Annotated in this window: 13 protein-coding genes; 3 read left to right on the top strand and 10 right to left on the bottom strand. The window is 36.6% G+C overall.

The window, feature by feature from the left end; genetic code table 11:
• Positions 1 to 379 precede the first annotated feature (379 nt).
• From AN490_RS07000 to AN490_RS06980, 5 genes are all read right to left on the bottom strand, one after another.
• Entirely contained in the window at positions 380 to 1108 is a 729-nt protein-coding gene (locus AN490_RS07000; RefSeq protein WP_300001187.1) for a hypothetical protein, read from the bottom strand.
• Positions 1098 to 1259: a hypothetical protein gene (locus AN490_RS06995; protein WP_168633488.1), complete on the bottom strand. Its 162-nt coding sequence runs from the start codon at positions 1257 to 1259 to the stop codon at positions 1098 to 1100. Before AN490_RS06995 ends, AN490_RS07000 begins: the two co-directional genes overlap by 11 nt.
• Positions 1260 to 1591: 332 nt before the next feature.
• Positions 1592 to 4459, bottom strand: a complete 2868-nt coding sequence (locus AN490_RS06990) for a glycerol-3-phosphate acyltransferase (RefSeq protein WP_300001184.1) — start codon at positions 4457 to 4459, stop codon at positions 1592 to 1594.
• Between the two features lie 133 nt (positions 4460 to 4592).
• Positions 4593 to 4733, bottom strand: a complete 141-nt coding sequence (locus AN490_RS06985; RefSeq protein ID WP_015083525.1) for a hypothetical protein — start codon at positions 4731 to 4733, stop codon at positions 4593 to 4595.
• A 304-nt stretch (positions 4734 to 5037) separates the two neighbouring features.
• On the bottom strand, positions 5038 to 5655 hold the full coding sequence (locus AN490_RS06980; protein WP_300001181.1) for a hypothetical protein: 618 nt from the start codon (positions 5653 to 5655) through the stop codon (positions 5038 to 5040).
• A 197-nt stretch (positions 5656 to 5852) separates the two neighbouring features.
• Here AN490_RS06980 and AN490_RS06975 point away from each other — a divergent pair, with 197 nt between their 5' ends.
• The gene (locus AN490_RS06975) at positions 5853 to 6401 is read left to right on the top strand and encodes a pentapeptide repeat-containing protein (protein WP_015083527.1); all 549 of its coding nucleotides are present in this window, start codon (positions 5853 to 5855) and stop codon (positions 6399 to 6401) included.
• 180 nt (positions 6402 to 6581) lie between these two features.
• Here the strand turns inward: AN490_RS06975 and AN490_RS06970 are convergent, their stop codons facing one another.
• From AN490_RS06970 to AN490_RS06955, 4 genes are all read right to left on the bottom strand, one after another.
• Positions 6582 to 9245: a carboxypeptidase-like regulatory domain-containing protein gene (locus AN490_RS06970; RefSeq protein ID WP_300001178.1), complete on the bottom strand. Its 2664-nt coding sequence runs from the start codon at positions 9243 to 9245 to the stop codon at positions 6582 to 6584.
• A 117-nt stretch (positions 9246 to 9362) separates the two neighbouring features.
• Positions 9363 to 10217: a P pilus assembly protein, chaperone PapD gene (locus AN490_RS06965; protein ID WP_300001176.1), complete on the bottom strand. Its 855-nt coding sequence runs from the start codon at positions 10215 to 10217 to the stop codon at positions 9363 to 9365.
• Between the two features lie 302 nt (positions 10218 to 10519).
• Positions 10520 to 11056 carry a hypothetical protein gene (locus AN490_RS06960; protein WP_300001174.1) on the bottom strand — a complete coding sequence of 179 codons (537 nt, stop codon included), beginning with the start codon at positions 11054 to 11056 and terminating at the stop codon, positions 10520 to 10522.
• A 155-nt stretch (positions 11057 to 11211) separates the two neighbouring features.
• Positions 11212 to 11697 (bottom strand): hypothetical protein, encoded by a 486-nt coding sequence (locus AN490_RS06955; protein ID WP_300001172.1) that lies wholly within the window; start codon positions 11695 to 11697, stop codon positions 11212 to 11214.
• Positions 11698 to 12037: 340 nt separating this feature from the next.
• Here AN490_RS06955 and AN490_RS06950 point away from each other — a divergent pair, with 340 nt between their 5' ends.
• Both AN490_RS06950 and AN490_RS06945 read left to right on the top strand, forming a co-directional pair.
• Entirely contained in the window at positions 12038 to 12826 is a 789-nt protein-coding gene (locus AN490_RS06950; protein ID WP_300001170.1) for a response regulator, read from the top strand.
• Positions 12827 to 13008: 182 nt separating this feature from the next.
• Positions 13009 to 13176 carry a hypothetical protein gene (locus AN490_RS06945; protein WP_300001168.1) on the top strand — a complete coding sequence of 56 codons (168 nt, stop codon included), beginning with the start codon at positions 13009 to 13011 and terminating at the stop codon, positions 13174 to 13176.
• Between the two features lie 6 nt (positions 13177 to 13182).
• Here AN490_RS06945 and cobJ read toward each other — a convergent pair whose 3' ends face one another.
• Positions 13183 to 14625: a precorrin-3B C(17)-methyltransferase gene (gene cobJ, locus AN490_RS06940; RefSeq protein WP_300001166.1), complete on the bottom strand. Its 1443-nt coding sequence runs from the start codon at positions 14623 to 14625 to the stop codon at positions 13183 to 13185.
• Positions 14626 to 14667: the final 42 nt, after the last annotated feature.

Here is a 14667-nt window from a genome sequence, read left to right as displayed (position 1 = left end):
CCCCACCTCCCCGCAAGCGACGAGGGGATTTAAGATGTATGTTATTTAAGTACATACGCTTATAATTTATTTCAAATGCTGGTATGGATCATCTCTCTATGGGATGGGTTTGAGTTCTATATTTTGTTAATGAAATCACGGAAACTAAAATGATAGAAGCTGTAGTAAGTATTTTCTGATCTATTTTCTTAGACTAAAAATTCTACCCAATTTTCTAATAATTCCTCAACATCATATTCATCAGTATTTAGGAAATTGGCAATATCTGTAACTGATATGGGTTGTGTTGTCTGGGCTAAAACTCCTTCATTAAATCAAAACCTGTTGGATGAATTTTATACTTAAGGTCGCTTATTGGCGGACTTTTGTAATAAAATTTTTATCCGACCATTTTTAACTCTCCAAAGACATCATTCATCTCTTGCTCAATTCTCTTCAGTTTTAGCTGTATTTTATTTTTAAATTCAGCATCTAGTGTTTCATTCAATTGGTTATAAACTGCTTCATAATCAATTTCTAAAATTGCGAAACGTTTTTCCAATTCCCTGACTTTAATTTCTTGTACTCGATTAAAAGAACGAGAAGAATTTATTGGTTTTTGCTGCATGGCTTGATGTAAAAAATCCCCAGTTTCCACTAACACAGTTATAGGCATCCTAAATGCCGCTTTGACTCCTTCTCGCTTTTTCTCTGCGGGTACAGCCATACCCACAACTCCCTGTAATGGTTTATCCCACACAGGAGAACCACTAAAACCAAGCTCAATCTGATATCCAGGAACTTTAATGGCTTCTATCTGTATCGAGCGAGTAGCTTGGGCATCTCCCTGTAATGGTTTATCCCACACAGGAGAATCACTAAAACCAAGCTCAATCTGATATCTAGGAACTTTAATGGCTTCTATCTGTATCGAGTGAGTAGCTTGGGCATCAAGCAGTTCATCATTAGCCCAGACACCAAGATCATGTCCTTGGGGAAAGCCAAAGAGCCGGAAGGTAAGAAGATGGTACTGATTCACTAAAAAACCAGCGCCAACAACTTTACAGTTTTTATTATAAATGCGAGCAAGCGCACTTCTAAAGGTTTGAAAGTAATTTTCAGTTGACATACAATCTATAAATCCTGGTACACTGCGTTTCTCGCCCAGATGGTAAAGCGACTCTCTCCGTAGCAAGAGATGTATCTTCTGATTCCTCAATTTCCACTAAGAATTTACCGCCATTTTCTAGCTCAAATTCAACCAATTGCTTTTCTAGCATATATATAATGTTAAATAGACTATGTATTGTCAAGTATACAATATTGTCTGCTTATTGGAAAAGCAAAAACTACCACTAGTACCGCAGGGCGGAATTAAAAATTAACAATTAAAAATTAAAAAAGCAGATTGTATAAGCTTTTTAGGGATTTTTAATTGGTGCTTTATACTACCACTAACGCACTCTAAGTATTTGCTCCTTGAGCTTATGTTGGCAGGTATAATGACAACTCTGAACTAAATTACCTGATATTCCATGACCAACCCTCGTCAAGTTGCCTTTATCGCCCTCAAACAAGTACACAAAGAAGCTTATGCTATTGTTGCTTTAGACTATTGTATTTCCACCGTCCCCTTATAGCCATCAATGCGAACTTCCTGACCATCTTGCAGCAGATACGTCGCACCACGCACATCCATAACAGCAGGAATACCGTATTCACGGGCGATAATTGCTCCGTGAGAAAGTTTACCCCCAGCTTCAGCAATTAAACCCCCAGCTTGCACGAGGATAGGGGCCCAACCGGAATCTGTGTAAGGAACTACAAGGATGGTGTTTTTATCAATATCATGGGCTTCTTGCAAAGTTCGGACTACTTTCACCCGTCCTTGAATTTGTCCTTGACTAGCAGGAATACCTAATAAAATCTTGTCAGAGGGATCAATTACCGGGGCAATGGGGTGAGGAGGATTATAACCGTAAACTACGGCGGGAATTTGCGTAATTTGGCTATCTTGGAGAAATTGCGATCGCCTTTTTTCGACTAATGCCAATAAATGATTCCTAAAAGCTACATCTGAATTAATCACTAAATCACGAATTTCATCTAACTTGAGAAAGAAAATATCTCCTAATTGTCTTAATACCCTAGACTCAAGCCAAATCTGTTCCAAAGCCAAAAATGTCCATCGTAATTCAGCTAACAAGCGAGAATAAACTTCCGTTACCCGTCCTTTCAGATCAACTCGTTTTTGCACTAAATTTGCCTGTTCGGGACGGGAATCATCTAAATTTGGCAATTCAGGTGCTTGTAACAACTGGATAAATAATTGTCTAACTATTTGGGGATTTTCTCGCCAAGTGGGAACAGAAATATCTGTACCGACTTCACTTAAATAACCATAATCCTCAATCAATTCGTCAATTTCATCTAAAATTCTTTCCCCTGCGGGCGTTTCTGCCAATTGTGCAAATACTTGTTCTGGTTTAAAATCATAGTTACCAGCTATTAAGATTTGTTTAGCATCCGCAACCAGAAGACGCATAGCTCTTAATGATGCTACCTCTGGGGTGACACTATTATCAATTTCCTCTGTCTTTGCCCCCAAAACCGCTTGGCGAATAGCTGCACTCAAAGGGGCTAAAATACTGTAGTAAGTTCCCCGATGTAATAAGTCGAGAATTAAATCTATTCTAGTTAATAATTGATCTAGTGATAATTCGGCAATGACGACATTTGATAATTGGGTTAATCCCGGAATGAAAACTTGGCGATAATCCGATTTAAAATCTTTGTCTAAATCAATTTCCCGCTTGAGTAACTTTGTTAGTCCTGGTAAATTAGCTAAAGTGGAATTTAGAGCAGGTTTACTCATACTTGCACCTCTAGTCAGAAATTCCAGACTTTCTGGAGGTAATCCCATTTCCAAAAAGATTTCTCCTAACAAGGAAGCATTAAAATAGGCTCTAGAATAATGCAATGTTGCTGTTGTGGCAAAATCTAAGCGTTTAGCACGATCACCCAAAACTATACTAAAAATTTCTCCCCACACACCACAGGTTAAAGGAGAATTAATAGACCAAGTTAAGGGGTGAATAACTCCCGGAATTACCTCAGCGGCGATTTTCCTTGTCCATAAGGGTAAAAGCGTAGTGATTGGTCTTGCCTGTAATACCCACAGATTTTGACCATCATAACTCCATTCAATGTCTTGGGGAATACCCAAATAACGTCTTTCTAAACGACGGGCTAGGTATGCAACTTGCTTAATTAATGCTTGGGGAACTTTCCCATTGCCTTCAAATTGCAGACAAGACAATTTTTCATCACCAGCAACCACGACTAGATATTGTTCTGGTGTCACTTTTCCCGATACGATTTGCGTAGGACTACCAGATACAGCTTCGATAACTACACCCTCACCCTGTTGAGAAATGGGATCTCGGCTAAAAGCTACGCCAGAGAATACGCTTTGAACTTGTTGCTGAATGAGTACCCCCATTGCCGCATCTTCTGATCTGCTGCGACGGCGATATTCGACGGCACTGGGATGATTATAGGAGGCTTGGACTTGAGCGATCGCTTGTCGTAGTTCTGCCTTACTGATCACATTTAAAATTGTTTCATACTGTCCCGCTGCTGATGCCTGTTGGGAGTCTTCCCCAATGGCAGAAGAACGCACTACTAAAGGTGAAAGTTGTGATGGTTGCAGAAAATCAATTAAAGGTGTGGGATCATCATCAGGAGATAATACCCAACCTTTCGGAACTGCATAACCCCAACGTTTAAGTTGCGATAATGTTGCAGATTTAGCTCCTACGACTTCCCCATCTAAGTCATCATCTAAAGTAATAATCTTCTCCTCATTATTTAAATATGCCATCATTGGTTGAGATTCTGGATTTGCTTCCTCAACTGGGAGATTTAAATCATCAGGAATTTGGTTATAAATCCAGTAAATTAATGCCGACAAGGCAAAAGCAGCAATAATTCTGGCTATATCCTGGGAATGGACAATCCCCACAAATAGGGGAAATATGACTAATACCCCTAATTTAATTGTTTCTTTAGAGCGAGTGATCAAAAAGCCAATAGCTGCAAGTAAGCTAACAAAGGCAGCTACCAAAGGATCATGTGCCAGCAAACCCCAAGCGACGTTTGTTGTTCCTGCCCCTTTAGTAGCCACGTATCTACCGATAACCAAGGCAATTAAAGCGATAATTTCGGAGAATGGTTGTGAAGGAAAACAATATTGGGCAATTGTGACAACAGCAACGCCCTTGACGGCTTCAGAGACGACACAGATGCTTCCTGCTAATTTACCACCGTGATAAAATGCCGCTGCAACGCTAATATTTCCTGTCCCCATATTGGCTAATTTTTTACCACTCAGGGCATAAGTAATCCAGGAAATGAGCGGTATTGCCCCTAACAGTGGACAAAAAATTAAAATAATTAAGATCCCAAAAAAATTAATCATTATTTTATAATCTAAAATTTTAGAGCGGAAATTTCTCAGTTTGTTGTTAACAAAAATAACTATTTACTATACAGGACACTAGAGAGCAATGGTAGTCTTACTTGCTAGTGTCCTGAATTGTTATTCTCGGAATCTATCCTAGTGCATAAGCACCAGTAAGCGCCCATAGAATCAGTCCAGCAATTGATCCTAAAAGTACCACAGTGGAGATGGTAATTAATTTAGGTGAATCTGCACCTTCAAATTTCATAATTCCGCGATTTAAATCGGACATTGTTTTCTAAGCCTCCTTGATTACAGGGCTAATCTGTCCGTTCTGATTTTAATCCTTCTGTTGCCAGATGGTGTTAAATTCTCATTACGATTTTTTTTCAGCTTGGCTACAGCAGGTAATAGCGGATTTATTTTTTAATTGTTTGTGTTGTAACCATGAGAATTAGTGTTTATTTGTTTCTCTATAGAGAAATTGAGAAGTTGCATAAATTAAAATTTGATTTATCTACTTTTTACCGAATTTAATAAACTAAATCATAGCCCCCTCCTCGCAAGCGGGGAGGGGTTCTTTATTGCCGAAAAGATTAATTATCCTTAATCCAAAGTGCTAAACCACCACCACGACCACGGGCAGCAATCAAGTTTTCGGTAATTAGAAAGAAAGCAAAAAAAGGTAATTTAGCTATAGGTTGGTTATCAAAATTCCCACTTTCAACTTTACCAGAGCGAATTTGTTTATTGACAAACATCCAATTAAATAAACTAATTTGCATTTGGGTAAAATCAAAAGCCAATAAATTCTTTTTTCCTAAATATTTTATTGGTCCTGTGAGTTTCAATAAAATCCCTCCCAATTGGACCTGATTAGCAATTTCCCCCTTTCCTAAAGTCTGTTCTTCTGTGCTACTAAAACAAAGATGAATTTTCGTCAATTTCGGGACATACCAACCCTTACCTAAAATAATTCCGCCCCGGTTTCTAACTTTTTTAGTCCCAGTAGCAAAACAAAGTCGCCATTTACCACCCAGAGATTCAAAAGGGTAATTTAACTTTTGTAGCTTTGCGGTTTTTTCCGCTTCCAGCAACGCATTTACGATTACTTCAGCCGGGGGAACTTGACTTCCTTCCCGATACGCAGTAGCAGCACGGGATAAGGAGGTGATAAAGTCAGAAGGGGAATGAGATATTAAATTAGCTGTCATAAAAGTATTATTGATGTAAGTATTGCTATGTTTTTTTATAACCTAACTAAATTCTAACGTTTATTTAATTAGCTTCTTAATTAGAGTATAATGAATATACGATTTTTAGCTAATAATTTTAGTCGCTAGAAACTCAAGTAATTGTTTGTGGTTTGGGAAGTGTAATAACTCACCTGTAAATATAAAGAGGTGGAATAATGGACACTAGAAAACTCCTGAAGTCATATAAATCAGGAGAAAGGAATTTCTCTGGCATAAATCTGCACCAAGCTAAGTTAAATCATGTTGATTTGAGAGGAATAAATTTAGAAGCAGCAGATTTAAGCGGTGCTGATCTTAGTAGGGCAAATTTAAGCGATTGTAATCTTAGTAGAGCAAATTTAACTAATGCTGATTTAAGTAGAGCAAATTTAGAAAATGCAAACTTAAGTGAAGTCAACTTAATTGGTGCTGATTTAACCAGAGTCAGCCTCAAAAAAACTAACCTGAGTCGTGCTGATTTGCGAACTGCAAATTTAACTTCAGCAAACTTGGTAGGTGCAAACCTTAGTCAAGCAGAAATGAGTGGTGCTGACTTTACCGGTGCAAATCTCCATAAAGCCAATTTAATTGATAGTAATATCAATGAAGCCGAATTAATGGGCGTTGATTTAACAACAACTATCATAACTGAACTTGAGATAACTGGAGAAATTTTGCATATAGGTTTATCTCATAAATGGATAACTTGGGCTGGTAGTTATTGATATTTTGACAACCTGGCAAAATCAATATAACACCAATTTGAAAAAAGAATGGGATAAAAAAGGTATGTAGGGTGTGTAAAGCTCTTGCAGGCATGGTTACGCTTAGAGCGACACCATAACGCACCCTACAATACTGCTTTAAACCTTGAATGGATGAAAATTGTCAGTAAAAAAATAGGTCTATTTTAATATTAAGTTTAATTCTTTGAAAGCAGGAGATTTTTCATCTACAATAATATGATCTGGTGCGGATTTTTCTCCACTAATTGATAATTTATAATTTCCTCTTTGCAATCTTTCTAAATAATAAACTCCTCCTTCATTAGTAATAGAAGATACTGGAGGCTTGCCTGTTGTTATTGCTTCAATTTTTGCTCCACCAACCGGATTTCCTTGATTATCTTTAACCACACCAGATACAGTATAACTGGGGATAAATTCGGCAATTACAGGAGTATAAGTTCCCGGAATCACTTCAATAGCTGCTGTTTCAAAGCTAGGTTGAAAATCCGTAGGATATCCGGCTGGATCAAGATCAATTCTATATTTACCTGGGGGTAATTTTACCAATAAACTATCTCCTGCTTGATCTACTTGATAGCTTTTTAATGGTTGATTATTGATAATAAATAAATCTTTACTGTTAATTTCTGATGGTTCAAATCCACTGTTTTTAAGTTGTGCTATGTTGGGATAAGCACCTTTTAATAAAATTCCCCCATTTTGACGTAAAGCATCTCCTTTTCTATCTCCTGAACTGAAGCCATTAATTGTATTGACACTTGATGTTATTTCTATTCTAAAACTACTATCTGCATTAGTTAAAGATGCTCCCTCATAACGCGCTCTTAATAAGAGTTTGGGAATGATGGTTGTCCCGATACTCGCAATAATTCCTCCTCCTTGACTACCTGTTCCATATCCTAATTCTGCTTCTAATTTATAAGCACCATCTCGATCTTTATTTTTACTTCTATATCTCCATGATAATTGAGCGAAATTATCATTATTTTTATTAATTTCTCTAGTATTATATTTTAATAATATTGCGTGTCCTGTTTGTCCATTATCATTACCGGTTAAATCATATAATACTTCATTATTCCAACCTAGATCATCTAAGTTTTGAGTTAATTGTAGTTTCCCTATGGTTTGATTTAGGTTATATCTCCACTGATTTTCTACATCTCTACTTAATCGGATAGATGTGGAAAAATTCCGCTTATTGAATCTCCAGCTAACTCCAAATTCTGAAGGTTTAACACTTTCATTGTTATTGAATAGTTCTAATTCAGGAGTAATATACCAATTTAACTTAATTCTACTACTGAGGTTATCACTATTTGCGTCAATATTCACCCCCCGTAAAGGACGTAATAATATTTGATATCTTTGGTTAGTGCGATCGCTATTATAATTAAAATCAAATATATTGCCTAATTTTAAGCTGACATTACTATTCAAATCTAATTTATCCCCATACAAAGCGGATAGAATAACTCTTAAAGGGATTTTTTTGGGTTGAAAAATAAAATCTCCACTAGCTTTCCATTGTTGATCATAAATTACCCCCAGCCCTAAAGTAAAGCCTTCTGCAATTCCTTTTTTATAAGCTATTCCTCCAGTAACATCTCCAAAATTACCCCATAAATCATTATTACTTAATCGTCGCAATCCTCCTGAAACAATTAATGAAGATGTTCCTACTTCTAATTCTCCTGGTAATACATCAATATTAGCTCTTTCCTTAATTGGGGTTGCTGTTAATTGTCCTTTGGGATATTTAAAAATATAATAATTGTTGCCTAATTGTCCCCCATAAGGTATGTTTTCAAATCTATAAATACCTGTATTATCTATTAATTTTTCGGCAATAAAGCGATCGCCCCTTTCACTGATTACTAATCTTACCAGTGTTCCCGGTTCTGCCCTCCCTGATATAGTATATTTAATTTGTGCCGCTTGTAATCTTTGTTGTGGATTAACACTTCCTCCATTTCCAAATTTATCCAAAAATGGAGAAAATCCATCTCTAAAAATCGTGGTTACTCCCCAATAATCTCCTGTAACATTTTCTGAATTTCGCCAAAATGTTGGTTGTGATCCGATAATATAATCTGTATAAGTTTCCGGTTTAAATATTTGTCCTTCTGATATTTTCCATGATGTACTATCAGTTAAATCTGGTTGATTAATCTTTAAATAATAACTACTTTTATAAATTGTTCCTACTACCGACAAATCACCTTGAGAGTTTAAATTCCCCTTGCCAGTACCACTGAGATTTATCTTTTGTTCAATGTTGGCTATGTTTAATCTGGGAGACTTAATAACTGGTAATCCATCTAATATAACAGGTGTTTCTATATATTGTTCACTATTATCATCGAAATTTTTTAATTCAAACTCTACAGCATATTCTATTAAGTTGAATTTAGATTTTATTCCTAGTAATTCCTCAATTTGTTTAGGAGTAATTGCTAATCCTAATTCTGGATCATTAATAAATTTATGAGGATCAACTTGCACCAATAAATAAGAAGATCGCAGTTGCCATTTACCATCAGGTAAGTCCTGTTTTGTAAATTTTAATGCCTGTAAAATAGGCTCTAAAGGCAGTAACCAATTGTCATAATTGATCGCTTTTGTGCCATCTTCCTTTGCCTTTACAGAAATACTAGATATCACATTTCTGCCATTAGCAATAACCCCCATAGGAATATTGTCTAATTGATTTTCTTCTTTGAGTGGTTGAATATTATTTTCAGCATTAACTAAATTTACAGGAAAAATAAAAGTTAATATTATGGCAATAATAGCAATTTTTACAATCTTAAATATCATTTGCAATCATGTAGGTTGGGTTGACGCAAGGAAACCCAACATTTTAACGTTTATAGTTCTCGATTTTGTTGGGTTGCGCTGTCGCTTAACCCAACCTACAATTATCTGTTTTCTAGATTATTTACCTGTATTTGGAGCTTTTTGCTCTATAAACTTCAATTCCACAGGGACATCAAAATCAACAGTAAAAGGAACTGTATTTTTATTCTCAGATAGTTCAGGATACTTCCAACTTAACTCCCCTGTTAGTTGATATTTACCCGGTTTTAAAGATGGTTGATCTGCTTTATTTGGATATTGTAACATCATATTTCTCTGAGAATTAACAGATGTACTCACTTTTGGAAATACACCGTTAGTAATTTCTTGACTACCCTGTTTCAGTTTCCAATTAATCGCTCCATATCCTGTAGCTGTACCACTATTTTTGACGATTAATTCCAAACTCTTTTTTTGAGAATTATATTTTATACTGTCTACAGTCAATTTAGGACTAACATTACCTTTACGGATAAATACCACCGTACCAATTCTAGCAACAACTGCTGTGGCAAGTTGTCCTTGTTTAATATCTGATTGTTTTAAGTTTTCTGTAAAAATTACGGCGCGATATTCTCCATCAGGTAAACTGGGAGGAGTCCGAATAATAACTCTGACCTTCCGTTCTTTATTTCCCGGTACTTCTAACTCTCGCGGTGAAAATTGTAAATAAGGAACAATACTAGATTGATCTGAGGGAATTGTTTTAAAACCCAATTCAGGATCATAAATAAACAATTCAGGATAAACCCGCGCTCTAAAAGTTTCTTTTTCAGGATTACTAACAGTAATTACTCCCTCAGCTTTACCTTTATCTAGTTTACTCTCAATAATTAAGGGAGAAAGTCCTACTTGTGCTTGGGCAATATTAGGTAATAATAGGGGAAATAAACCTAATGTTAATGCTTGGATAAAATGTTGTTTTTTAATCATAAAAAAATCTCTGGTTGATAGGTTTTTGTGAATTTTATTCTGTTAACCAACTTAGAGGATGTTTGCCCCCTTTCCCCTTGTAAAGGGGGGAAACAATAAAAATCCAGTTCCCTCCCCTTTACAAGGGGAGGGTTAGGGTGGGGTAAAAAATATTTGGTACATCAACCATAACTTTTCAAACACCCTCTTAGATGTAGGAGTTTAGCAGTGCTAAACCCCTACTTATTTGCAACTGGTTTAATTTCTGATAATTGGAGAAATTCATCAAGAGTTAAGGATTTGATAAGCAGTTACACCATGTTCTAGTATGTGGCAGTTAAAGTTGTCCGAAAATTATAAGTACCCTGGGGAAAGGCAGTAGGACTGTCAGCACGGAAATTCACAAAATAGGAAGTAGATGTATTATTAACAGTTGTAGATGTAGGATTGCCAGTAACAAAACCTGCACTAATAGCTGCTGGACTAGCTGCAACTGTAGTACCACCAGCACCCCCATTATAGGGATCTAACCATGCTCCAATGACTGTACCGCTTGGTAAGGCTGGTCCACTAACTAAAAAAGGATCAGTTATTGTCACAGTACCTGTACTAGCAGTGCAAGATACTGTGGCTCGTCCAGCACTACCAGTTTCATAGTTACTTACCAAGGAGTTAGGACCAGATGTGAGTAATGTTGCTGCTTGAATACTATTAAATGTGCAGGTTCCATTCACGTTGCCTGCAAAATCAACATTAGCCGTGGTACTACCTGCGTAGACATAGTTAGCATTCACCACCACACTCGCAGCAGTAGCACAAATAGCAGCTAAGGCATTATATAAATTGTTCGCTTTCATCATCAAAACTCTTTTGTTTGGTACTTTTTTGAATTAATCACCCAACGCAAATCTTTATAAGGATTAGGTTTTGTTACGCACTGTTATCAACAAGAGAAGGGATAAGTCGTGATTTATCCCTTCAAAACCTCAAGCTCTAATTTCTAGTCTTCAGCTTTCTAGTATGTAGCAGTTAAGGTAGTTTTGAAATTATAGCTACCTGAAGGAATGAGAGCAGAAGTTGTCATATCCATGTAAATTAAATAGTTTTCAGTTACAGACGAAATACTTCTTGACTTTGGATAATTGTTGTTGGCACCACTTGGACTTTGTAACACCCGAGCAGTAGCACTATTGAGATACGCTGCTTTTGTGGTGAATGTCAAGGACGTTCCAGAAGTTTGTACAGGATCAGAAAGAGTAATAGTACCAGCGCCACTACAAGTTACAGTGGCTGCACCAGGATTACTGAGGGTTATATTAGTACCGCTCATTACAACTGAACCTGGATTAACAGCAGTAAAAGCGCAAGCCTCAGACATTGAACCTGAAAAGTTTATATCAGCAGTAGCTGTACCAGCGTAAGCATTGTTAGCAGTGCCAACAACACCAGCCACAGTAGCACAAACGGCGGTTAAAGCCAGACCTAAGTTGCGTAGTTTCATGGATATACTCGAATCAACTATGTATTTTTATATTATGTACAATACTTGGTCTATTCAAATAGAGTCAATCCTATTTGTTATGTCTTTTGTGTAAATTTTGTTATATATTTAGTTATTATCCACCGTCGGCATCCCCAGGTGTCACAATATATATAGTTATTAGAGGGTGTTTGAAAAGTTATGGTTGATGTATCAAATATTTTTTACCCCACCCTAACCGATTTTTATTGTTTCCCCCCTTTACAAGGGGAAAGGGGGGTAGCAATGTGATGAAAATTACGGAATACCACTTTTCAAACATCCTCTTATACCGAAGTTAAAATTCTCTGCGGTTTTTGTTATGAACATAATATATAGATATAGTTTTTCAGAAATATTAGAAATAATTCAACAGCAGGTTTATTTGACTAAGGGATGTTATTTGACTATACAAGAACAAGAGATATTAAAAGGGACTTGGAATAATTTATCTCATCGGGAAATTGCGGAATCCTTGTATTTAAGTAATGGTTATGTCAGAATTATCGCATCTGCTCTTTGGAAAACCTTATCATCAGTATTCGGTGGAAATATCACTAAAGCTAATTTTTATTATACGATCAATAATATTCTCCAATTAGATAATACTGACAACAACAATGATCATACAAATCAATATCCAAAAGAGCATATTTTAATAGTTGATGATAGCTTAGGAATTATCCAGTTAATTTCCAGATTCTTAAACAAGAACGGCTATAGAGTTAGTGCATTTATGAATGGTAATGATGCTTTAATGTTTTTAAAAAATCAATCAATCAATCTAATTATATTAGATATTTTCATGCCCGATATAAATGGCTATGAAATTTATGAACAAGTTAAATCAAGTGTGAATTTAAATCACATTCCGATTATTTTTATTAGTTATTTGAATGATTCAGAAAGTAAAGTCAAATCCTTGAATTTAGGGGCAAACGACTATATTACGAAACCATTTAATCTACAAGAATTGTTATTAAGGGTAGCTTATCACATTAGTTGCCACAAAAGGGAATTAGCAAAAATTAGAGAAATTGAGGAATGTAAAAAAACTATTGAGATACTTCTAGCGGAAGTCAGTAATAATAAAAAAGGGAATCAGGAGTAACAGTCTTTTACTGTATGGATTTACGATTTTTTTAAATAAGTAAAATGTCCGCGAGGGCGGACATTATTAGGGCTTCTGTCACTTTTATTGGCTACAATCATGTCTGGAACATGATGTTTTTATTGTTGATGATCAGAATAAAAAAATCAAGTCTTTTTCCGATATAAACTAGACATAATTAAGTGGATTATATCTTAGAGGAGTCAGGAGTCAGGAGTCAGGAGTCAGGAGTCAGGAGAAAGAAAGGAGAAAAGAAGGAGAAAGGAGAAAGGACAAAAGAGAAAGAAAGAAGAAGGAAGGAGAAAGGAGAAAAGAAGGAGAAAGGAAGAAGGATATTATTATTCAGATAAAAAACATCATTCTTCAGAGTTATATCTGCGGGAAGTATAAACCCAAATATGATTATCCTGCTGAATTTGTCGCGTGTGGGAAGAACCGATAATAATGACAGTTCGCATATCTGCTAATGCTGGTTCTAACTCTTCCAGGGTAATTACCTTAACTTCTTCTCCCTTCCTCCCTAGATTTCGTCCTAAGACGACTGGGGTATGAGGTTTGCGGTGTTCCATTAAAATCTTTTTCGCGGCTGCTAGTTGCCAAGTGCGTTCTTTTGATACAGGATTATAAAAAGCAATCACAAAATCACTTATAGCCGCAGCGGTAATGCGTTGAGCGATAATTTCCCAAGGTTTTAAAATATCAGAGAGAGAAATCACACAAAAATCATGCCCCAAAGGCGCACCAATCCTGGCTGCTGCGGCTTGCATAGCAGAAATACCAGGAGCGACTTGAATATCAATTGTTTGCCATTCTGGTTGATGATATTGCTCTAAAACCTCAAAAACAGCCGCTGCCATTGCGTAAATACCGGGGTCGCCGGAAGATACAACTACTACATATTTTCCCTCTGCGGCTAACTCTAAGGCCTGATATGCCCTTTCTGCTTCTACTCGATTATCTGATTCATGGACGCGCTTACCATCGGCAAGATGTCCAATTAAATTAATATAGGTTTTATAACCGACTAAATCCGTTGCTGCTTCTAGAATTTCTTTTACTTGCGGTGACATCCATTGAGATGCACCTGGACCTGTACCAATAATAGCTAATTTTCCCTGGGGTTGTCCTGTGGTGGGGTTAATAATTTTAGTTGAGATGGCGATCGCTATCTTGGCAGGATGATACACTAAACAATTAGAGCTAGGATTGCCCAAATTTTCGGTAACTTGAATAATTAACTCACCATTTTCATCAATAGGTAAATTACTCTCACTCAACCAAGGTGCTGTTCCCTCTAACCTAACTTTTCCCCCCGCTAATAAATCAGCAATAAATTTTTTCCCATGTTCCGGGTTAGCTAAATGATATCCAGAGGGAGGAGACAACAAAGCAGTATGAAAGCGGATATCTCCTGTGGTGGTAATTGCTGGTTTTATATTAAGTGCTTCCCCGACTTGACGCGCTAAATCATTAACACCATTTAAACCACCCAAAAGTGGAACTACAGCGCTACCATCTTCCGCTACAGCTAAAACTGGCGGTTCTTGTCCTTTGTCAGTCAATAAAGGTGCAATTGTTCTAATAAGAATACCAGCCGCAAAAATACCAATTATCGGTGTACCAGCGGCGAATAATTCCCGCACAGTTTCGCCAAAATTGCTAAAGCTAATATCAACATCATGAGTACGATTAACTAAACCATATAGTTTCGCACCTGCTAAGACATTGGTAATTTTTCGCCCCACCATAACGCTATTCTGACTCAAAACCACAACCCCAGGGGATACCCTTGTATTCATAGAAAATCCTAATCCTGTAAACCTTAAACCCTATAAACCCTA

Source organism: Anabaena sp. AL09 (genome assembly GCF_001672255.1).
GTDB lineage: Bacteria > Cyanobacteriota > Cyanobacteriia > Cyanobacteriales > Nostocaceae > Dolichospermum > Dolichospermum lemmermannii.
The sequence above is the reverse complement of the archived record's forward strand: the minus strand, read 5'-3'. Positions and strand labels throughout refer to the sequence as shown.

What these genes read in the sequence shown, in the direction of transcription:
- AN490_RS07000 (WP_300001187.1), bottom strand. Translation starts at nt 1,108, where the DNA reads ATGTCAACTGAAAATTACTTTCAAACCTTTAGAAGTGCGCTTGCTCGC.
- AN490_RS06995 (WP_168633488.1), bottom strand. Translation starts at nt 1,259, where the DNA reads ATGCTAGAAAAGCAATTGGTTGAATTTGAGCTAGAAAATGGCGGTAAA.
- AN490_RS06990 (WP_300001184.1), bottom strand. Translation starts at nt 4,459, where the DNA reads ATGATTAATTTTTTTGGGATCTTAATTATTTTAATTTTTTGTCCACTG.
- AN490_RS06985 (WP_015083525.1), bottom strand. Translation starts at nt 4,733, where the DNA reads ATGTCCGATTTAAATCGCGGAATTATGAAATTTGAAGGTGCAGATTCA.
- AN490_RS06980 (WP_300001181.1), bottom strand. Translation starts at nt 5,655, where the DNA reads ATGACAGCTAATTTAATATCTCATTCCCCTTCTGACTTTATCACCTCC.
- AN490_RS06975 (WP_015083527.1), top strand. Translation starts at nt 5,853, where the DNA reads ATGGACACTAGAAAACTCCTGAAGTCATATAAATCAGGAGAAAGGAAT.
- AN490_RS06970 (WP_300001178.1), bottom strand. Translation starts at nt 9,245, where the DNA reads ATGATATTTAAGATTGTAAAAATTGCTATTATTGCCATAATATTAACT.
- AN490_RS06965 (WP_300001176.1), bottom strand. Translation starts at nt 10,217, where the DNA reads ATGATTAAAAAACAACATTTTATCCAAGCATTAACATTAGGTTTATTT.
- AN490_RS06960 (WP_300001174.1), bottom strand. Translation starts at nt 11,056, where the DNA reads ATGATGAAAGCGAACAATTTATATAATGCCTTAGCTGCTATTTGTGCT.
- AN490_RS06955 (WP_300001172.1), bottom strand. Translation starts at nt 11,697, where the DNA reads ATGAAACTACGCAACTTAGGTCTGGCTTTAACCGCCGTTTGTGCTACT.
- AN490_RS06950 (WP_300001170.1), top strand. Translation starts at nt 12,038, where the DNA reads ATGAACATAATATATAGATATAGTTTTTCAGAAATATTAGAAATAATT.
- cobJ (WP_300001166.1), bottom strand. Translation starts at nt 14,625, where the DNA reads ATGAATACAAGGGTATCCCCTGGGGTTGTGGTTTTGAGTCAGAATAGC.